The sequence below is a fragment of the Actinomyces culturomici genome (genome assembly GCF_900499005.1).
Taxonomy (GTDB): domain Bacteria; phylum Actinomycetota; class Actinomycetes; order Actinomycetales; family Actinomycetaceae; genus Pauljensenia; species Pauljensenia culturomici.
In genome coordinates, this window is the sequence record NZ_LS991316.1 from 1,176,920 (window position 1) to 1,195,955 (window position 19,036).

14 protein-coding genes and 1 pseudogene are annotated in these 19,036 nt (G+C 70.2%); 9 read left to right on the top strand and 6 right to left on the bottom strand.

Annotated features, from left to right (window positions below; translation table 11 throughout):
• Position 1: 1 nt before the first annotated feature.
• The gene (locus DY157_RS05195; protein ID WP_115727535.1) at positions 2 to 793 is read right to left on the bottom strand and encodes an electron transfer flavoprotein subunit beta/FixA family protein; all 792 of its coding nucleotides are present in this window, start codon (positions 791 to 793) and stop codon (positions 2 to 4) included.
• Positions 794 to 983: 190 nt separating this feature from the next.
• On the opposite strand from DY157_RS05195, the gene glgX reads away from it, so the two are divergent.
• From glgX to glgB, 5 genes are all read left to right on the top strand, one after another.
• A complete protein-coding gene (gene glgX, locus DY157_RS05200; protein ID WP_115727536.1) occupies positions 984 to 3,275 on the top strand; it encodes a glycogen debranching protein GlgX in 2,292 nt (763 codons plus the stop codon).
• Between the two features lie 61 nt (positions 3,276 to 3,336).
• Positions 3,337 to 4,437: a tryptophan--tRNA ligase gene (gene trpS, locus DY157_RS05205; protein ID WP_115727537.1), complete on the top strand. Its 1,101-nt coding sequence runs from the start codon at positions 3,337 to 3,339 to the stop codon at positions 4,435 to 4,437.
• Between the two features lie 128 nt (positions 4,438 to 4,565).
• Positions 4,566 to 5,309, top strand: a complete 744-nt coding sequence (locus tag DY157_RS05210) for a VIT1/CCC1 transporter family protein (protein WP_115727538.1) — start codon at positions 4,566 to 4,568, stop codon at positions 5,307 to 5,309.
• 80 nt (positions 5,310 to 5,389) lie between these two features.
• Positions 5,390 to 7,438: an alpha-1,4-glucan--maltose-1-phosphate maltosyltransferase gene (locus DY157_RS05215; RefSeq protein ID WP_115727539.1), complete on the top strand. Its 2,049-nt coding sequence runs from the start codon at positions 5,390 to 5,392 to the stop codon at positions 7,436 to 7,438.
• Positions 7,439 to 7,532: 94 nt separating this feature from the next.
• Positions 7,533 to 9,728: a 1,4-alpha-glucan branching protein GlgB gene (gene glgB, locus DY157_RS05220; protein WP_115727540.1), complete on the top strand. Its 2,196-nt coding sequence runs from the start codon at positions 7,533 to 7,535 to the stop codon at positions 9,726 to 9,728.
• 139 nt (positions 9,729 to 9,867) lie between these two features.
• Here glgB and DY157_RS05225 read toward each other — a convergent pair whose 3' ends face one another.
• The 3 genes from DY157_RS05225 to DY157_RS05235 form a co-directional block, all read right to left on the bottom strand.
• A complete protein-coding gene (locus DY157_RS05225) occupies positions 9,868 to 10,863 on the bottom strand; it encodes an alpha/beta hydrolase (protein ID WP_115727541.1) in 996 nt (331 codons plus the stop codon).
• The gene (locus DY157_RS05230; RefSeq protein ID WP_115727542.1) at positions 10,860 to 12,710 is read right to left on the bottom strand and encodes an ABC transporter permease; all 1,851 of its coding nucleotides are present in this window, start codon (positions 12,708 to 12,710) and stop codon (positions 10,860 to 10,862) included. The genes DY157_RS05225 and DY157_RS05230 overlap by 4 nt, the downstream gene beginning before the upstream one ends.
• A gap of 63 nt (positions 12,711 to 12,773) precedes the next feature.
• Entirely contained in the window at positions 12,774 to 13,232 is a 459-nt protein-coding gene (locus DY157_RS05235; protein ID WP_115727543.1) for a hypothetical protein, read from the bottom strand.
• Between the two features lie 110 nt (positions 13,233 to 13,342).
• Here DY157_RS05235 and DY157_RS11350 point away from each other — a divergent pair, with 110 nt between their 5' ends.
• Positions 13,343 to 13,480 (top strand): hypothetical protein, encoded by a 138-nt coding sequence (locus DY157_RS11350; protein ID WP_160159455.1) that lies wholly within the window; start codon positions 13,343 to 13,345, stop codon positions 13,478 to 13,480.
• Between the two features lie 38 nt (positions 13,481 to 13,518).
• Here DY157_RS11350 and DY157_RS11355 read toward each other — a convergent pair whose 3' ends face one another.
• A complete protein-coding gene (locus tag DY157_RS11355) occupies positions 13,519 to 13,710 on the bottom strand; it encodes a hypothetical protein (protein ID WP_218938049.1) in 192 nt (63 codons plus the stop codon).
• A gap of 186 nt (positions 13,711 to 13,896) precedes the next feature.
• Between DY157_RS11355 and DY157_RS05240 the strand changes: the two genes are divergently transcribed.
• The 3 genes and pseudogenes from DY157_RS05240 to DY157_RS05250 all read left to right on the top strand — a co-directional run bounded on the left by DY157_RS05240 (position 13,897) and on the right by DY157_RS05250 (position 18,101).
• Positions 13,897 to 14,895 (top strand): LacI family DNA-binding transcriptional regulator, encoded by a 999-nt coding sequence (locus tag DY157_RS05240; RefSeq protein WP_160159457.1) that lies wholly within the window; start codon positions 13,897 to 13,899, stop codon positions 14,893 to 14,895.
• A 55-nt stretch (positions 14,896 to 14,950) separates the two neighbouring features.
• A pseudogene (gene treS, locus DY157_RS05245) lies at positions 14,951 to 16,665 on the top strand (maltose alpha-D-glucosyltransferase).
• A 65-nt stretch (positions 16,666 to 16,730) separates the two neighbouring features.
• Positions 16,731 to 18,101 (top strand): phosphotransferase, encoded by a 1,371-nt coding sequence (locus DY157_RS05250; RefSeq protein WP_407923463.1) that lies wholly within the window; start codon positions 16,731 to 16,733, stop codon positions 18,099 to 18,101.
• A 42-nt stretch (positions 18,102 to 18,143) separates the two neighbouring features.
• Here DY157_RS05250 and DY157_RS05255 read toward each other — a convergent pair whose 3' ends face one another.
• Entirely contained in the window at positions 18,144 to 19,010 is an 867-nt protein-coding gene (locus DY157_RS05255; RefSeq protein WP_115727942.1) for a tetratricopeptide repeat protein, read from the bottom strand.
• Between the last annotated feature and the right edge of the window lie 26 nt (positions 19,011 to 19,036).

The window sequence follows — 19,036 nt, forward strand, 5'->3', positions numbered from 1 at the left end:
GTCACTTCACCACTTCGAGGAGGTAGGCGGCCAGGCGGGCGCCGGCGTCGCCGGAGTCGGGGATGATCGTGCCGGCGCCCTCGCGGACGACTTCGGCGGAGTCGAGGACCTCGGTGACCGGCGCGCGGTCGACGGCGAGCGCTCCGGAGCGGGTGTCGGCGATCTCGTCGAGGTCCCAGGAGTCCATCGGCTTCTTGCGCGCGGCCTTCATCGCGGCGAACGCCGGATAGCGCGGCTCGTTGATCTGGTCGGTGACGGAGACGACCGCGGGGAGCGGCGCGGCGAGGACGTCGTCGTAGCCGTCGGCGTTGCGCTCGATCGTCGCGCGGCGGGCGTCCGTGTCGACCTCGATCCCGTGGGCGAGGCCGAGGAGCGGGTAGGCGAGGCGCGTCGCGAGCGCCGCGGGGAGCATCGAGGTCATCGAGTCGAGGGACGCCATGCCGGTGACGACGAGGTCGACGGGCTCCTCGGCGTTCAGGCGCTCGATCGCGCCCGCGAGGACGAGGGCGGTGAGCCCGGCGTCGGCGCCGGCGAGGCGCTCGTCGCTCAGGAGGACGCCGCGGTCGGCGCCCATCTGGAGGGCGCGCATGAGGGCGTCCTCAGCGTCCTCGGGTCCCATCGTGAGGGCGACGGCCTCGCCCCCGTGCTCCTCGACGAGCTGGACGGCGGCCTCGACGGCGTTCTCGTCGAGCTCGTTGAGGACGTCGTCCTCGCCGCGGACGAGTCGGCCGTCCTCGAAACGGCGCTCGGACTGCATGTCCGGGACGTGCTTCACGCACACGATGATTCTCATGGTCCTAGCGTGCCACACCGGGGCTCGCGGGCCGTTCGCGGGCCGCCCGGTGATGGGGATTCCCACATATGAGGGGGCCGTTCGGCGGTTTTCTCCGCCTTGGCAACTTAACCTGGACTCGGGTAGCGTGCGGGGCCGACCCACGAGGGTCCACCGCACCGCCACGCGGCCGCGCACGAGAGAGGGAACGATGACTCGCGATCATTCGGCAGGCCACCACTCCGCCGTCGTCGGAGTCGATGGGCCCCATCCCGTTCCGGGTCGTCTGGGGGCCCGTCCCCGCGGCGACGGCCTCGACGTCTCGGTGGTCGCGCGCGCCGCGACGGGCGTCGACTTCTCCGCGATCGGCGGCGACGGCTCGGAGACCCGCTACCCGCTGATCCCGACGAACGAGGGCATCTGGCACGGGCACATCCGCGGCCGCGGCGTCGGCACGCGCTACGGGTTCCGCGTCCACGGCGCCTGGGACCCGGACGCCGGCCTGTTCCATAATCCGGCGAAGCTCCTCCTCGACCCCTACGGGCGCGGCCTCGAGGGCTCGGTCGACATGGGCCCCGCCGTCTACGCCCACATGGTCGACGAGGACCTCTACCCGGCCTCGTACCCCTTCAAGCGCTCCCCGCTCGACTCGCGCGGCCACGTCCCCCACTCCGTCGTCGTCGACTCGCGCTTCGCCGTCGCGCCGAAGCCCCGGGTCCCCTGGGACCGGACGATCCTCTACGAGATCCACGTCAAGGGATTCACGAAGAACATGCCGGGCGTGCCCGCCGAACTCCAGGGCACCTACGCCGGCCTCGCCCATCCCGCGTGCGTCGCCTACCTCAAGGACCTCGGCGTCACCTCCGTCGAGCTCCTCCCGATCCACGCGAAGTGCGAGGAGGCGTTCCTCGCCGAGCGCGGGCTGACGAATTATTGGGGCTACTCGACGCTCTCCTTCTTCGCGCCGGAGCCGAGCTACGCGACCCACGCCGCCCAGCGCAACGGCGCGCAGGCCGTCGTCGACGAGTTCCGCGGCATGGTGTCGATCCTCCACCAGGCGGGCATCGAGGTGATCCTCGACGTCGTCTACAACCACACGTGCGAGGGCGGCGACGGCGGCCCGTCCCTCTCGTGGCGCGGCCTCGACTCCGATCTCTACTACCGCCACACGCCCTCGCGCCCCACGCAGAACATCGACGACACGGGCTGCGGCAACACGATGAACGTCGACGAGCCGAAGACGATGGCGATGATCCTCGACTCGCTGCGCTACTGGGCGACGACGATGGGCGTCGACGGCTTCCGCTTCGACCTCGCGGCGACGCTCGGCCGGTTCTCGACGGGATTCTCCCCCATGCACCCGCTCCTCGTCGCGATGGCGACGGACAACGAGCTGCGGACCTCGAAGCTCATCGCCGAGCCCTGGGACATCGGCCCGGGCGGCTGGCAGACCGGGAACTTCCCGCTCCCCTTCTCTGAGTGGAACGACCACTACCGGGGAGCGCTGCGCGGCTTCTGGCTCTCCGACGTTCGCGCCCTCGTCGAGGGACGCGGGGCGGCCGGTCCGAACAATCTCGCGACGCGGCTCGCCGGCTCGCGCGACGTCTATGACCACGATGCGGGCCGGGGCCGGGGCCCGCGCGCCTCGATCAACTTCGTCACCGCGCACGACGGATTCACGCTCGCCGATCTTACGGCCTTCGACGCGAAGCACAATTGGGCGAACCTCGAGGGCAATCGCGACGGCTCGGACGACAATCGCTCGTGGAACCACGGGATCGAGGGGTGGGTCTCCTCCCTCGGCCGCGTCTCCGTCGAGGAGACGGCTCCGGAGGCGGAGGATCCGGCCGAGCTCACCTCGCGCCGGCGGATCCGCACGCAGCGCAACCTCCTGACGACGCTCCTCATCTCCGCGGGCACGCCGATGCTCCTCGGGGGCGACGAGTTCTCGCGCACCCAGTACGGGAACAACAACGCGTACTGCCAGGACTCCCCGATCTCCTGGATCGACTGGGAGCTGACGAGCGCCCAGCGCGACCAGATGGCCCTCGTCCGATGGCTCATCGCCCTGCGGAAGGCCCATCCGGTTCTCCGCCCCGACGTGTTCGCGACCGGCGCCCCCTTCCACGGCGACGACATCCCCGACCTCTCGTGGTACACGTCGGCCGGCGAGCCGATGCCGACCGAGGGATGGTCCCTCGCCGAGAACCGCGTCTTCCAGATGCTCCGCTCCGGGGCCCGCTGGGGCGACCGCGACGCCCTCGTCGTCGTCAACGGCACGCTCGAGACCGGCGAGTTCCTCCTCCCCGAGGGGCACGGGCTCGATTGGCTCGTCGCCGTCGACACCGCGTGGGGGTCGATCGACGAGGCCGTCCCCGCGTCCGTCGATGCGGAGAGACTGAGCCTCGACCTCGAACAGGTCGCCGCCGGCCAGAAGATCGAGCTCGCCCCGATCTCGATGCGCGTTCTCCTCACCGACGTGCCGGTGAAGCCTCGACGCTGACCCGGCGTCGGCGTTGAACCCGCGTCGGGGCCGATCCGCGCTCCACGGTAGGATCGGGCTCATGACCTCCAGTGAAGACGCCCTCGCCAATTCCACCTCCGACGCGTCCCTCGCGCGATCGAAGGCCCGCTCGGCCGAGATCGACCGCGCGATCGACGAGGACCCGTCGCGCTTCCGCATCCTCACGGGTGACCGCCCGACCGGCCACCTCCACCTCGGCCACTACTTCGGGACGCTCCGCAACCGCGTCCTCCTTCAGGACCGCGGCGTCGAGACCTGGGTCCTCATCGCCGACTACCAGGTGATCACCGACCGCGACGGGGTCGGCCCGATCCGCGAGCGCGTTCTCGGCCTCATCGCCGACTACCTCGCCGCGGGCATCGACCCCGAGCGCTCCGTGATCTTCAACCACTCCGCCGTCCCGGCGCTCAATCAGCTCCTCCTCCCCTTCCTCTCGCTCGTCACCGAGTCCGAGCTCCACCGCAACCCGACGGTGAAGGCGGAGCTCGAGGCGACCGAGGGACGCGCGATGTCCGGTCTCATGCTCACCTACCCGGTCCACCAGGCCGCCGACATCCTCTTCTGCAAGGCGAACCTCGTGCCGGTCGGTCAGGATCAGCTCCCCCACCTCGAGCAGGCGCGGCTCATCGCTCAGCGCTTCGACAAGCGCTACGGGCGCGCGAACCCCGAGCGGCCCGTGTTCCCCCGCCCGGAGGCGCTCCTCTCCGCGGTCCCACTCCTCCTCGGCACCGACGGCACGAAGATGTCGAAGTCGCGCGGGAACACGATCGAGCTCGGCATGAGCGCCGACGAGACGGCGAAGATCCTCAAGAAGGCGAAGACGGACGCCGAGCGGACGATCACCTACGACCCTGAGAACCGTCCCGAGGTCGCGAACCTCCTCATGCTCGCCTCCCTCGCGAGCGGCGACGATCCGGTCGCCATCGCCGACTCGATCGGCGACAGGGGGGCGGGCGCCCTCAAGGCCCTCGTCACCGAATCGCTCAACGCGATGCTCGCCCCGATGCGCGAGCGCCGCGCAGACCTCATCGCGAACGAGGACTACCTCCTGTCGGTTCTGCGCGCCGGCGATGAGAAGGCGAACGCTCAGGCGGACGCGACCCTCGCCGAGGTCCGCGGGGCGATGAGGATGAACTACTGAGCGCCTGACCCCTCCGTCCTCGGGGCTCCCCGCATGGCGTCGAGCCCCGAGGCAAGGCTCTCCACACCTTCGCGAGGAGCGCTTATCCTTGCTGGAAAGCACCTGGTCAGGCGGTTACCGTGTGCGCGATGAGCATGTTGACGCGCACCCCCGGCCCCGCCGGCGCCACACCTCGATCCGAGCCCGAGAAGAAGCAGTCGATCGCGACTCGCCTCAACTGGCTGCGCGCCGGAGTCCTCGGCGCGAACGACGGCATCGTCTCGATCTCCGGCCTCCTCGTCGGCGTCGCCGCCGCCGACCCGACGAACACGAAGGCGATCGCGATCGCCGGCGTCGCCGGCATCATCTCCGCCGCCCTCTCGATGTCGGTCGGCGAATACGTGTCGGTCTCCACGCAGCGCGACACCGAGCGCCAGCTCGTCCGCACCCAGCAGGCCCTCCTCGACTCCGACCCCGTCGGTCAGGAGCGGCGCCTCGCCGACCTCTGGGTCGACAGGGGCGTCTCCGAGGAGACTGCGGCCTGCGTCGCGAAGGAGCTGTCCGCGTACGACGCCCTCGACGCTCACCTCACGACCGAGCACAACATCGACCCCGACGACCTCACGAACCCGTGGGCGGCCGCGTTCTCCTCGTTCGTCGCCTTCCTCGTCGGCTCGCTCCTCCCGCTCGCGACGATGCTGCTCTTCCCCCCGTCGATCCGCATCCCGGAGACCTTCGCGGCTGTCCTGGTCGCCCTCGCCCTCACGGGCTGGGTGTCGGCCACCCTCGGCGAGGCCCCTCGCGGACGGGCCGTCGCTCGCCTCCTCATCGGCGGCGCGGTCGCCATGGCCCTCACCTACGGCGTCGGTCATCTCTTCGGCGTCAACGTCTGATCCCCCGGTCAACCGAAACCGCCCCGCTCATGGCCTCCATGAGCGGGGCGGACGCGCATCGCGCCGGGTACCCTGGTGACGTGAGCGACACTCTTCTCCCCAGGATCCCCGTCACCGAGCTCTTCCCCGTCGTCGAGGACGGCCGCCTCGCCGCGAAGGCGACCGAGAACGAGCCCCTCCCCATTCGCGCCACGGTCTTCCGCGAGGGCCACGACGCCTTCGCCGCCGAGGCCGTCCTCATCGATCCGGAGGGCGTCGAGCACTCGCGGACGCCGATGGTCGACATCGCGCCCGGCCTCGACCGCTACGAGGCGTGGGTGATGCCCGACCGCCCCGGCGACTGGCCCTTCCGCGTCGACTCGTGGTCGGACCCGTACGCGACCTGGCGCCACGACGCGACGATCAAGATCGACGCGGGCGTCGACGTCGAGCTCATGCTCGAAGAGGGCGCCCGTCTCATGGAGCGGGCGATCAGCGGCAGCGCCCTCGGCAATCCGGGCCAGGGGCCCGCGACCGCGGAGGACGCCGTCGTCCTCGCCGACGCCGCCGCCCACCTGCGCGACTCCTCGCGCTCCCCGCAGCAGCGGCTCTCGGCCGGCGTCTCCTCGCGCGTCCGGCAGATCCTCCGCACCCGCCCCCTGCGCGACCTCATCGGCTCGTCGCGCGCCTACCCGCTCGCGGTCGCCCGATCGCGCGCGCTCGCAGGCTCCTGGTACGAGATCTTCCCGAGGTCGGCCGGCGCCTTCCAGAACGCCGACGGCACCTGGGTCTCGGGGACGCTCCGCACCGCCGCGGAGTCCCTCGACCGCATCGCGGAGATGGGATTCGACGTCGTCTATCTCACGCCGATCCACCCCATCGGGACGACGAATCGCAAGGGCCGCAACAACACCCTCGTCGCCGAGCCCGGCGACCCCGGCTCGCCCTACGGCATCGGCTCCGCCGAGGGCGGTCACGGCGCGATCCACCCCGATCTCGGCGATTTCTCCGACTTCGACGCCTTCGTCGAGCGCGCGCGCTCGCTCGACCTCGAGGTCGCCCTCGACTTCGCCCTCCAGTGCTCCCCCGACCACCCCTGGGTCTCGGAGCATCCCGAGTGGTTCACGACCCGCGCCGACGGATCGATCGCCTACGCGGAGAACCCCCCGAAGAAGTACCAGGACATCTACCCCCTGAACTTCGACAACGACTACGCCGGCATCTACGCGGCGATCCGCGACGTCCTCGAGGTGTGGATCTCCCACGGCGTGTCGATCTTCCGCGTCGACAATCCCCACACGAAGCCCGTCCGCTTCTGGCAGGAGATCATCGCCGACGTCAAGTCGGCCCATCCCGAGATCGTCTTCCTCGCCGAGGCCTTCACCCGCCCCGCGATGATGCGCACCCTCGGAGCGGTCGGCTTCGACCAGTCGTACACGTACTTCGCCTGGAGGACCGGCAAGGAGGAGATCGAGGACTACCTCCGGGAGGTCTCCACGCAGACCGCGCACCTCATGCGCCCGACCTTCTGGCCGACGACCCACGACATCCTCACGCCCCAGATGACGACCGGCGGCGTCGCGATCTTCGCGATCCGCGCGATGCTCGCCGCCCTCGGCTCGCCCTCCTGGGGCATCTACTCGGGCTACGAGTGCGTCGAGAACGTCCAGCGCCCGGGCTTCGAGGAGCAGAACGACAACGAGAAGTACGAGTTCCGCCCCCGCGACTGGGCGGCGGCCGATCAGATCGGCATCTCGCGCCTCCTCGGGCTCCTCAACGCCGCGCGCGCCAAGCACCCGGCGCTCCGACAGCTCCACCGAATCACGATCCACCCGACCTCGCACCCCGAGATCCTCTGCTTCTCGCGCCAGATGGCGGGCCGCTTCACCGAATCGGGCGAGACCGACACGGTGATCTGCGTCGTGTCGCTCAACCCGCACGAGGGCGTGTCCGGCACCGTCGACATCGACCTGTCCGCCCTCGGGATCGAGACGCCGGGCGGGCACATCCGCGTCGTCGACGAGCTCGACGGCACCGCCTACACGTGGGGGTCGAGCAACTGGGTCGACCTCTCCCCCGTCACCCGCCTCGGGCACGTCTTCTCGGTCGAGCCCGTCTCCGATCTCGAGCCCTGGACCACCGGCCGCTGAACGACAGGAAGGAGCGCCCCGCCACGGATTCCGAACGCGCAACAGTCGTGTCGCGCGGCTCACATCGGACGTCCTGACGTGGGACAATCAGCCCATGGAAACAGACATGACCCCCATCCCCGTCGACCCCGGCGTCCTCGACGCGATCGGCAACGGCACCCACTACACTCCGCACGCCGTCCTCGGCGCCCACCTCGGCGAGAACTCGGTGACGATCCGCACCGTCCACCACCTCGCCGACGCGGTCGACGTCGTCACGGCCTCGGCCTCGTATCCGGCGGTCCACGAGCACGCGGGAGTGTGGGTCGCGGTCCTCCCGCTCACCGAAATCCCGGACTACCGGGTGAGGGTCACCTACGGCGACCAGATCACCGTCCTCGACGACCCGTACCACTACCTGCCAACCCTCGGCGAGATGGACACCTACCTCATCTCCGAGGGGCGTCACGAGCAGCTGTGGAAGGTGCTGGGCGCGCACGTCAAGCACTACACCGGCGAGATGGGGGACGTCGACGGCGTCGCCTTCGCCGTCTGGGCGCCCAACGCCCGGGCCGTCCGCGTCGTCGGCGACTTCAACTTCTGGGACGGCACCGCGACCGCGATGCGCTCCCTCGGCTCGTCCGGAGTCTGGGAGATCTTCATCCCCGGCGTGAAGGTCGGCGCCCGGTACAAGTACGAGATCCAGGGCCCCGGCGGCGACTGGTTCCAGAAGGCCGATCCTCTCGCCCGCGCGACCGAGATCCCCCCGGCCACCGCCTCCGTCGTCACCGACTACTTCCACGAGTGGACGGACGAGGAGTGGATGGCGAACCGCTCCCAGCACTCCGTCCACACCGGCCCGATGTCGATCTACGAGGTCCACGCCGGCTCGTGGAAGCAGGGCCTCGGCTACCGGGGCCTCGCCGACGAACTCGTCCCCTACGTCAAGGAGATGGGCTTCACCCACGTCGAATTCATGCCGCTCGCCGAGCACCCCTTCGGCGGCTCCTGGGGCTACCAGGTGACCTCCTACTACGCCCCGACCTCGCGCTTCGGCACGCCCGACGACTTCCGCTACCTCGTCGACGAACTCCACAAGGCCGGCATCGGCGTCATCCTCGACTGGGTGCCCGCCCACTTCCCGAAGGACGAGTGGGCGCTCGCGCGCTTCGACGGCACGCCCCTCTACGAGGATCCGGACCCGCTGCGCGGCGAGCACCCCGACTGGGGCACCTACGTCTTCAACTTCGGGCGCCGTGAGGTCCGCAACTTCCTCGTCGCGAACGCCCTCTACTGGCTCGAGGACTTCCACATCGACGGCCTGCGCGTCGACGCGGTGGCCTCGATGCTCTACCTCGACTACTCGCGCAAGGACGGCCAGTGGAGGCCCAACCAGTACGGCGGGCGCGAGAACCTCGAGGCGATCGAGTTCATCCAGGAGGCGAACGCGACCGCGTACCGCCGTCATCCGGGCATCGTGATGATCGCCGAGGAGTCGACGGCGTGGCCGGGCGTCACCGCCCCGACGAGCGGCGGCGGCCTCGGCTTCGGCATGAAGTGGAACATGGGGTGGATGAACGACACCCTCCGCTACCTCGCCGAGGACCCGGTCAACCGGCGCTGGCATCACGGCGAGCTCACCTTCTCGCTCGTCTACGCCTTCTCGGAGAACTACATCCTCCCGCTCTCCCACGACGAGGTCGTTCACGGCAAGCGGACCCTCGTGGAGAAGATGCCGGGCGACGACTGGCAGCGCTTCGCCGGTCTGCGCGCCCTCTTCGCCTACCAGTGGTCGCACCCGGGCAAGCAGCTCGTCTTCATGGGCCAGGAGATCGCCCAGCGCCAGGAGTGGAACGAGTCCTACTCGCTCGACTGGTGGCTGACGGACTTCGAGGGCCACGCGGGCGTCCAGCGCCTCGTCGCCGAACTCAACCGCCTCTACGCGTCCCATTCGGCCTTCTGGGACGACGACTACACCGGCTTCGAGTGGATCGACGCCTCCGACGGGGATCACAACCTCATCACCTACCTGAGGAAGGGTCAGCGCTCGGGCGCCGAGCAGCCGGTCGTCGTCTGCGCCGCGAACTTCGCCGGCAACCCGCACGAGGGCTACCGCGTCGGCCTCCCCTTCGGCGGCGAGTGGACGGAGATCCTCAACACGGACGCCGAGGACTTCGGCGGCTCCGGCGTGACGAACCCCGGCGGCGTGATCGCCGAGCCGATCCCGTGGAACGGCCGCCCCTACTCGGTCGAGCTCCGAATCCCGCCCCTCGGCGCGCTTTGGCTCGCGCCGAAGTCGCAGGAGGGCTGAGCCTTTCGGGCTCGGCTCGGGCCGACGATCGGATCATCCGAACGAATGGGAGGGGCTCCCCGCGGTCGCGGGGAGCCCCTCCCATTCCTCTCGCCCCGCCTTGGGCCCGAGCGAGTCGAGGCGTCCGGCCGCTGCCGTTTCAGCGTCCGCGCATGAGGCTCGCGAGGGCCGCGCACGCGCCCTCGTGCCAGGCGCGCGACACCGGTTCGGTGCCGACGAGCCCCGAGGAGCCGTGAAGGGCCCCGAGGTGGCGGGTCGCGGCGACGCCGACACCGGCGACGCGCATGCGCCGGGCGAGCTCCTCTCCCCCGGCGCGCAGAGGGTCGTACTCGGCGGTGAGGATCCGCACGGGCGGCAGCCCCTCGAAGGAAGGCGCGAGGACCGGCGAGAGGAGCGGATCGTCGAGCGGCGTCGGCCCCGCGTACATGCGCTCCATGGCGTCGAGGTCCTCGAGTCCGTTGATCTCCGCGTACTCGTCGAGGAGCATCCCGCCCTCGCGCATGTCGCCGATCGGGACCTCGAGGAGGAGCCCCGCGCAGAGGGACTCGCCGGCCGCCGCGGCGCGCATCACGGCCGACAGGGCGATCGACGCTCCTGCGGACACCCCGTTGACGACGATCCGCGACGGGTCGACGCCGAGCTCGTCGGCCCGAGCGCCGATCCACTGGACGGCCTCGGCCACGTCGTCGAGGGCGGCGGGGAAGACCGCCTCGGGCGCGAGGCGGTAGTCGACGCCGACGGCGACGCACCCGAGGTCAGCGACGCGCTGAGCAACGAGGACCCGATCGAGGGGGTCGAAGGCGCTCCCCTGCCAGAAGCCGCCGCCGTGGACGTAGAGGAGCACCGGAGCTCCCGCCTCGGCGTCGACCGGTCGGCAGACGAGGACCGGAGCGCCCGAGGCGAGCGCCGTCTCCTCGACGCTCACGCCCTCCGGGAGTCCCGGGTCGATGCGGGCGAAGGAGGCGTCGATGAGCGCACGCACCGCCACACGCTGCGGCCCGATCGGCGCGGCCGGATCGAGGCGCGCGGCCTCGGCCTCGTCCGCCCTCGACGCGACTCCCGAGCCCGCCGCCTGCCCCGGAGCCGCGGACGCTCCGGCCCATGCGGCGGTCGCCGCATTGAGGGCGAGCCTCACGACTTCACCGCGCCCGCGGTGAGACCGCGGACGAAGTAACGCTGGAGCGCGAAGAACACGACGATCGGAACGGCCATGAGGATGAAGGCCGCGGCCGTGAGGACCTCCCAGCCCTCGCCTCTCGAGTTGAGAAGCGAGGACACGGCGACCGTGAGGGGCGCGACCTTCGGCGCGCCGCCGAGGAAGATCAAGGAGATAAGGAGGTCGTTCCACACCCACATGAACTGGAAGACGCCGACCGCCGCGAGCGCGGGCGTCGCGAGCGGCACGCCGATCCGCCAGAACGACTGGAGGTCGGAGGCGCCGTCGATCGACGCGGACTCGAAGATCTCCTCGGGGATGCCGGCGAAGAAGTTCCGCATGAGGTAGATCGCGAAGGGGAGGCCGTAGCCCGAGTGGGCGATCCACACCGCGGGGAAGGTGCCGACGATGCCCCACGCCGAGAAGAGTTTGAGGACGGGAACGAGGGTCATCTGGAGCGGGATCGAGAGGAGCGCGAGGATCACGACGAAGACGATCTGCCGGCCCTTGAATCGCCAGCGGGCGAAGACGAAGCCGGCGAGAGAGGCGATGACGAGGACGATGAGCGTGATGGGCACGGTGATGAGGATCGAGTTGATGAACGCCTGCGCCATGTTCGACCGTTCGAGGACCGTCGAGTAGTTCTCCAGGGTGAAGCGGTAGGGCGGAAGGATCGCCGTCCACCACCCCGAGGACGAGATGTCGAGGTAGGAGCGGAAGGACGAGACGAGGAGGGCGAGGATCGGGACGATCCAGATCACCATGATGACGATGAGCGCGGCGTGCTTGAAGAAGAGCCCGGCGAGGCCGGAGGCGCTCAGACGGTGGTGCGTGCGCGGCGGCGCGGCGAGCGAGCCCATGCGGACTGCTCCCGGAAGGACTTGACGTTCATGATGAGGACGGGGACGAGCGTGAGGAGGAGGACGACCGCGATCGCGCTCGCGGAGCCGTAGTTCCGAGAGGAGAACATCTCGGATGTACATCATCGTCGCGAGCACCTCGGAGTCGTAGTTCCCGTTCGTCAGGACGTAGATGATGTCGAAGATCTTGAGGGCGTTGACCGCCATCATCGTCATGACGACGACGACGGAGGGCGCAATCTGCGGGAGGATCACCGAGCGGAAGATCCGCGATTCGCTCGCGCCGTCGATGCGCGCGGCCTCGATCGTGTCGACGGGCACCGCCTTCACCGCCGCGGAGAGGATGACCGAGGCGAGGCCGACGCTCATCCACACGCCGATGAAGACGAGCGCGCCGTTGACGGTCGTCTTATCGGCGAGCCAGGCGACGGGATCGACCTTCGGGAACACGGCGGTGAGGAGCGCGTTGATCGTGCCCGTCTGCGGGAGGCCCGGCGGGTCGTAGGCGTACATGAAGGACCAGATGACTCCGGCGCCGACGAAGGAGATCGCGGTCGGGAGGACGACGATCGTCCGGACGAGCTTCTCGTATCCGACGCGATCCGCGAGGGTCGCGACCGCGAGGCCGATCGCCGTGACGAAGACCGTGTAGACGAGGATCCACAAGATGTTGTTCCGCACGGCGATGAGGGTCTCGGGGCGCGTCAGCACGTCGATGTAGTTCTTCAGACCGACGAAGCGCTCGCCGCGGGCGTCCTTGAGGGAGAGGACGATCGTCGAGATCATCGGGTAGACGAGCGTGAGGACCATGAGGACGAGGGCGGGCGCGAGCCAGAGGCCGACGCGGACGCGCCGTCCGACGACGGTGCCCGCCCGCTTGAGGAGCGCCTCGCCGAGGACGAGGTAGAGGAGGATCCCGATGGGGATCGAAACGCCGGCGACGAGCGCCGTGAGCAGAGGCGACATCCGTCGACCCCTTCCGAGGACGGGGCCGGGGCCCGCTGTCGCGGGCCCCGGCCGGTGGGTCGATCAGTGGTTGGCGACGCGGACCTCGTCGAGGTGGGCGAGGATCGAGTCGAGCTTCGTGGGATCGGAGACGTAGTCGAGGGTCGCGGCCCAGAAGGCCTCGTTCTCGGCCGCTGGCAGCATGTCGGAGGCGTCGAAGTAGGCACCCGTCGACTCCTTGATGAGGTTCGCCTGAGCGAGGCGGTCCTCGGTCTTGAAGGCGGTATCGGAGACCATCGAGTTCGTCGGGAGCCACTGGCCCGTGTGGGCGACGAGGTCCTGGGATTCGGTGGAGGCCATGTACTCGAGGAAGGCGCGGACCTCGGGCGTGTCCTTGAAGGCGCCGAGGATGTTGCCGGAGATCTCGAGGAGGCCCTTGTTCTCGGCCTTCACCGGCGGGGCGATGAAGAAGTCGAAGTTCTTGCCGACCTCGGTGCCGGGCACCTGCGAGAGGACGGTGTTCGTCAGCCAGTCGGCCTGCATCGCGAGGTTGCACTGGGCCGGGTCCGCCCACAGCGGGAGGAGGCGCTGACGCCCATCTTGAGGGCGGCCGCCGAGACGCCGGGTCCGCCCACAGCGGGAGGAGGCCCTTCGTGAAGTCGGTCGAGATGACGGCGGTCGGGCCGCCGTTCACCATCTTCGGGTCGGCCGCGACGGCGCCGAAGGCCTCCCACGCGGCCTTCATCTCGGGCAAGGTCCACTCGAGCTCGCCGCGGGTCCACTTCTCGTAGGCGTCGCCGCCGGCGCCGGTGAGGAAGAGCTCCTCGATTCAGTCGGTGGCCGGCCAGCCGGAGGCCGAGCCGGACTCGAGGGCGACGCACCACGGGGTGGAGCCGGAGTCGGAGCCGGACATGGCCTTGTCGGAGGTTCCCGACGCGCAGGCGGAGAGCACGAGGGCCGCGGCGACGCCGGCCGCGGGGAGGAGCAGGGTGGACTTCTTCATCGTCGATTCCTTCATCATTGAAGAGCAATGAAAGTGTATTGCGAAAAGCACTTGTTGAAAGTGTCGGAGCAAGCGCTGCGGTTCTCGACCGCAGCGGGAAACGATTCGATAACAGCTCTCGGAAAGCACTTTCCTTCGCTACGCTGGCGCCGAACGCAGAACCGGGCGACGGGGCCCGGAGCCCCTCACACCGACGGAGGTCGCATGGGCAGCGGAGTCCGACCGACGATCTACGACGTCGCCGAACAGGCGAAGGTCTCGATCTCCACCGTCTCGAAGACCCTCAACACCCCGCACAAGGTCGCCGAGGCGACGCGTCAGCGCGTCCTCGACGCGATCCAGACGACCGGCTTCCGCCCCCGCTCGGACGCCTCCCGACGCGCGACGAAGGCGCTCCGCTCGATCGGCGCGATCGCCCCCTTCTCCACGCACCTCTCCTTCTCCGAACGCCTCAACGGCATCCTCCGCGAATGCACGGCCCACGGGATCGACGTCACGGTCTTCGACGTCATCTCCGACGAGGAGTCGAACTCCATCCTCGAGACCCTCCCGGCGCTCGACTCGGTCGACGCCCTCATCATCATGGGCGTGAAGTTCTCCGACCGCGTCGCCGAGTCCCTCCGCGACCGCATTCCCACCGTCCTCGTCGACACCACTCACGAAGGGCTCCCCTCCCTCTCGATCGACGACGAGATCGGAGGCGTCATCGCCGGGCGCCACCTCGTCGAGAACGGCCGCGAGCGCCTCGCCTACGTCGGCATGGCCCAGTCGCGCGAGGACTTCGACTCCGCGTCGCTCAAGCGCCAGCGCGGCTTCACGAAGGCGCTCGCGATCAACGGGGCGGAACTCCCCGACGAAAGCGTCCTCATCGTCGGGAAGGACTTCGAGGAGTCGCTCCACGAGATCGAGGAGTTCCTCTCCGGGGGTCGCTTCGACGGCGTCTTCGCCGCGACCGATCGGATCGCCGCCACCTGCCTCGCCGCCGCCACGAACCTCGGGATCGCGGTCCCGGACGAGCTCGCCGTCATCGGGTACGACGACGGCCCGATCGCCGAGCTCATCGAACTGACGACGATCCACCAGCCCCTGAGAGCGACCGGCGAATGGGCGGTCCGCTCCCTTCTCTCCCGCTTCGAGGACCCCGACGCCCTCGTCCCCTCCCTCACCATGCCCGTCAAGCTCGTGCAGCGACGCACGGCCTGAACCGACCAGCGAAAGGCCCCTGAGATGATCCCCGGGACCCCCTCCCTCCCCCCGNCTGCGGACCCACGCGGGGTCGGGGACGAGGCCGGCGCCCCGCCCCGGCCTCGTCCCCGACCCCGAGTGGTTCCGCACGGCGGTCTTCTACGAGGTCCTCCTGCGCTCCTACGCGGACTCGAACGGCGACGGCTTCGGCGACTTCACCGGGCTCGCCTCGAGGCTCGACTACCTCGCCTGGCTCGGCGTCGACGCGATCTGGATCCCGCCCTTCTACCCCTCGCCCCTGCGCGACGGCGGCTACGACATCGCCGACTACGCGGGAGTCGACCCCCGCTACGGAACGGTCGAGGACTTCGAGCGCGTCGTCGCCGAGGCGCACGCGCGCGGTATCCGCGTCGTCATCGACCTCGTCATCAACCACACCTCCGACGCCCACCCGTGGTTCCGCGCCTCGCGCGAGGATCCCGAGGGCCCCTACGGGGACTTCTACGTGTGGGCCGATTCCGATGAGGGGTACGCGGACACGCGGATCATCTTCGTCGACACGGAAACCTCGAACTGGACTTTCGACGAGGCGCGCGGCCAGTACTTCTGGCACCGCTTCTTCTCCCATCAGCCCGACCTCAACTACGACGAGCCCGCCGTTGTCGAGGCGGTCCTCGACGTCCTGCGCTTCTGGGCGGACAAGAGCGTCGACGGGTTCCGCCTCGACGCGATCCCCTACCTCATCGAGCGCGAGGGGACGAACTGCGAGAACCTCCCCGGCACGCACGACATCGTCGCCCGCATCCGCGAGGCGCTCGACCGCGAGTACCAGGGCATCATCACCATCGCCGAAGCGAACCAGATGCCCGAGGAGGTCGTCGAGTACTTCGGCACGCCCGAGCGGCCCGATTGCACGATGTGCCTCCACTTCCCCGTCATGCCGAGGATCTACCGCTCACTGCGCGAGGGCACGCCCGCCTCGATCCGCGACGTCCTCGCGCGCACGCCGCAGATCCCCGCGCACGGCCAGTGGGGCACCTTCCTCCGCAATCACGACGAGCTCACCCTCGAGATGGTCGACGACGAGGAGCGCGCCCTCATGTACGGCTGGTACGCGCCCGAGGACCGGATGCGCGCGAACGTCGGGATCCGCCGACGCCTCGCCCCGCTCCTCGGCAACTCCCGCGACGAGATCGAGCTCGCCCACGCGCTCCTCCTCTCCCTGCCCGGCTCCCCCTGCCTCTACTACGGCGACGAGATCGGGATGGGCGAGAACATCTGGCTCGAGGACCGCGACGCCGTCCGCACGCCCATGCAATGGGACTCGAGCGCGAACGCCGGATTCTCGACCGCCGCCGATCCCTCGGCGCTCACGCTCCCCTCATCGAGTCACTGCCCTACGCCGCGCGGACCGTCGCCTCCCAGATCGACGACCCCGACTCGCTCCTGCGCTTCGTCCGACGCATCCTCGCCGTCCGTCGCGCGCACCCCGTCCTCGGCACCGGGGAGTTCGAGATCCTCGACTCCGACCCCCGCGTTCTCGTCCACCTCCGCTCCGACGCGGACTCGACCGTCCTCTGCCTCGCGAACCTCTCGACCGACGAGGTCGAGGTCGCGCTCCCCCTGCCCGGGTACGAGGACGGGGCGGCGACTCCGCTGGTCGGAAACGGACCGGCCGTCGCCCTCGATTCGACCGGCGCGGCCCCGATTCGCCTCGGTCCGAGGGGGTACGAGTGGTACGCTCTTGTGCCCGGAACCGCCCATCGCGCGAAGGAGACAGCGTCGTGACGCCCGCCGATAATCCCGCCCCCTGGCCCTCGGATCGCGACCTCCTCGAGGCGCTCCACCCGTGGATGGAGGCGCGCCGCTGGTTCCCCCTCAAGGGCGACGCGGCCCCCGCCGCCGCCGATCTCGCGATCGCCGTCGACCGCGTCCTCGCACCGAACGTCCGGGACCTCCTCATCGCGGCCCCGCGCGCCGGCGCGGACCCGGTCCTCATCCACGTCCCCCTCGTCCTCGACGAGGCCGACGCCCTCGACTCCTTCGTCGTCGAGGGCGAGTCCGAGGGGGCGCACGGCCTCCTCCTCGAGTCCGCCCCCGGCCTCGCCCTCGTCGACGGACCGCATCACCCCGACTTCTGGAGGGCGTGGGCACGAGCGGCCGCCGAGGCGGGCACCGTCCTCGGCGACGGCGGCGCGGAGGCGATCGCACAGCGGGCGGGGACCGGCACGGTGATGACCGGCGAGCAGTCGAACACGAACGTCGTCATGCGCGCGCCCGAGGGGGCGACGCTCCCCGACCTCGTCGTCAAGCTCTTCCGGGTCCTCGCCCCCGGGCGCAACCCCGACGTCGAGGTGTCGGCCGCCCTCGCCTCCGACGGGTGGGACCGCGTCCGCCGGCCCGTCGCCTGGTCGACGCTGTCGTGGTCGGATCCCGCGACCGGCGCCGAACTCGTCTCGGACTCCGCGGTCGCCTGCACGTTCATCCCGAAGGCGGACGACGGCTTCGAACTCTTCTGTGATCTCGCGTCCACCGATGACGGGCCCACCGGCGAGGTGCGCAGCCGCGCCGTCGACCTCGCGCGCGATCTCGGCGCGACGACCGCGCAGATGCACGCGCACATGGCCGCGGCACTCGGCACGGCCGAACCCGTCGCCCCCGCCGAGCTCGCCGACTCACTGAGGCGGCGCGCCCAGTGGGCGATGGACGAGGTCGCCTTCCTCGAGGAGCGCATGCCCGACATGCGCGAGAAGGTCGAGGAGATCCTCTCGAGGCTCGAGGGCCTCGACGCGCTCGAACCGGCCTGCCGGATCCACGGCGACTACCACCTCGGCCAGGTCCTGCGCGAGAAGGACGCTCCGGACGGCGCGGTGGAGCGCTGGTTCGTCCTCGATTTCGAAGGCGAGCCCCTGCGCCCTCTCGCCGAGCGCTCGATGCCCGATCAGCCGATGCGCGACGTCGCGGGCATACTCCGCTCCTTCGACTACGCCGCCGCCGTCGGGCGCGCGAACGACTCGACGTGGCTCGCCGACATGCGCGCCGCGTTCCTCGGCGGATACGCCGCCGAGCGACCGGGAGTCGGAGCCGAGGACGCCGAGCGCGAGCGCGTCCTCGTCGCGGCGCTCGAGCTCGACAAGGCCCTCTACGAGGCCGTCTACGAGGCGCGCAATCGTCCGGCCTGGATCTCGATCCCCCTGCGCGCGATCGAGGCGCTCCTCTCCTGACGCGCCCCCCTCCTGTCCGACCGGATCGCCGGAGTCGTCGATTCAGACGAGGACGAGCGTCGCCAGGCGCGTCCGCGCGCGCATGACCTCGGGCGTATTGCCCGCGACCCGGAAGAGGTCGAGGAGGCGCAGCCTCGCGGCGTCCTTCGCCTCCTGCTCTCCGGCGTTCTCGATGAGTCCGAGGAGCAGATCGAAGGCGCCCGCCTGGTCGCCCTGTTCGAAGAGAAGATCGGCTCGGGCCGCGGGGTCGGAGTCGTCGGCGCCGGCGGAACGGGACTTGAGGCGCACGCGCGACAGATGGGCCTTCGCGGTCGAGTCGCGCGGGTTGAGCTCGATGACGCGCTCCCACCCGGAGATCGCCGCCTCGAGATCGCCCGCCTCTTCGGCGGCGAGCGGCGCTTCGTGCTCGGGAGGGGTCGGGGCGGCGGTCTGCTCGGCGGACACCGCGATGCGGCCGCTGACGCCCATCTGGGCGCTCGCCTCGAGCACCTGGTCGAGGATCGGACGGAGCTGATCCTTCGCGGCGCTGCCCTGGAAGAGCGGGAGGGGGCGCCCGCCGATGAGCGCGACGACCGAGGGAACGCCCTGGATCTGGAACGCCTGGGCGATCTGGGGGGCGGCGTCGATGTCGACGGTCGCGAGCTGGAAGCGGCCCGCGTACTCGCGCGCGAGTTCCTCGAGGGTCGCGAGCGCTGGCTTCGACTCGAGGGAACGGCCCGACCACATCGCGATGACGACCGGGACGGTCTGCGAGGTCGCCATCGCGTCCTGGAAGTTCTCCTCCGTGACGGCGACGATGAGCGGAGCGTCGATGCGGACGCCCGCCTCCTGCGCGTCCGTCTCCCGCGCGTCGGCGGACGCGGGCCGGGCCGTGAGGTCGACGGCTCCGTGCGAGTCGGCCGGATTCATCTGTTCGGGTGCGTTCTCCACGAGCG

Coding starts and splice junctions, on each gene's coding strand:
- DY157_RS05195 (WP_115727535.1), bottom strand. CDS start 793: ATGAGAATCATCGTGTGCGTGAAGCACGTCCCGGACATGCAGTCCGAG.
- glgX (WP_115727536.1), top strand. CDS start 984: ATGACTCGCGATCATTCGGCAGGCCACCACTCCGCCGTCGTCGGAGTC.
- trpS (WP_115727537.1), top strand. CDS start 3,337: ATGACCTCCAGTGAAGACGCCCTCGCCAATTCCACCTCCGACGCGTCC.
- DY157_RS05210 (WP_115727538.1), top strand. CDS start 4,566: ATGAGCATGTTGACGCGCACCCCCGGCCCCGCCGGCGCCACACCTCGA.
- glgB (WP_115727540.1), top strand. CDS start 7,533: ATGGAAACAGACATGACCCCCATCCCCGTCGACCCCGGCGTCCTCGAC.
- DY157_RS05230 (WP_115727542.1), bottom strand. CDS start 12,710: ATGTCGCCTCTGCTCACGGCGCTCGTCGCCGGCGTTTCGATCCCCATC.
- DY157_RS05235 (WP_115727543.1), bottom strand. CDS start 13,232: ATGCAGGCCGACTGGCTGACGAACACCGTCCTCTCGCAGGTGCCCGGC.
- DY157_RS11355 (WP_218938049.1), bottom strand. CDS start 13,710: ATGATGAAGGAATCGACGATGAAGAAGTCCACCCTGCTCCTCCCCGCG.
- DY157_RS05240 (WP_160159457.1), top strand. CDS start 13,897: ATGGGCAGCGGAGTCCGACCGACGATCTACGACGTCGCCGAACAGGCG.
- DY157_RS05250 (WP_407923463.1), top strand. CDS start 16,731: ATGGAGGCGCGCCGCTGGTTCCCCCTCAAGGGCGACGCGGCCCCCGCC.
- DY157_RS05255 (WP_115727942.1), bottom strand. CDS start 19,010: ATGAATCCGGCCGACTCGCACGGAGCCGTCGACCTCACGGCCCGGCCC.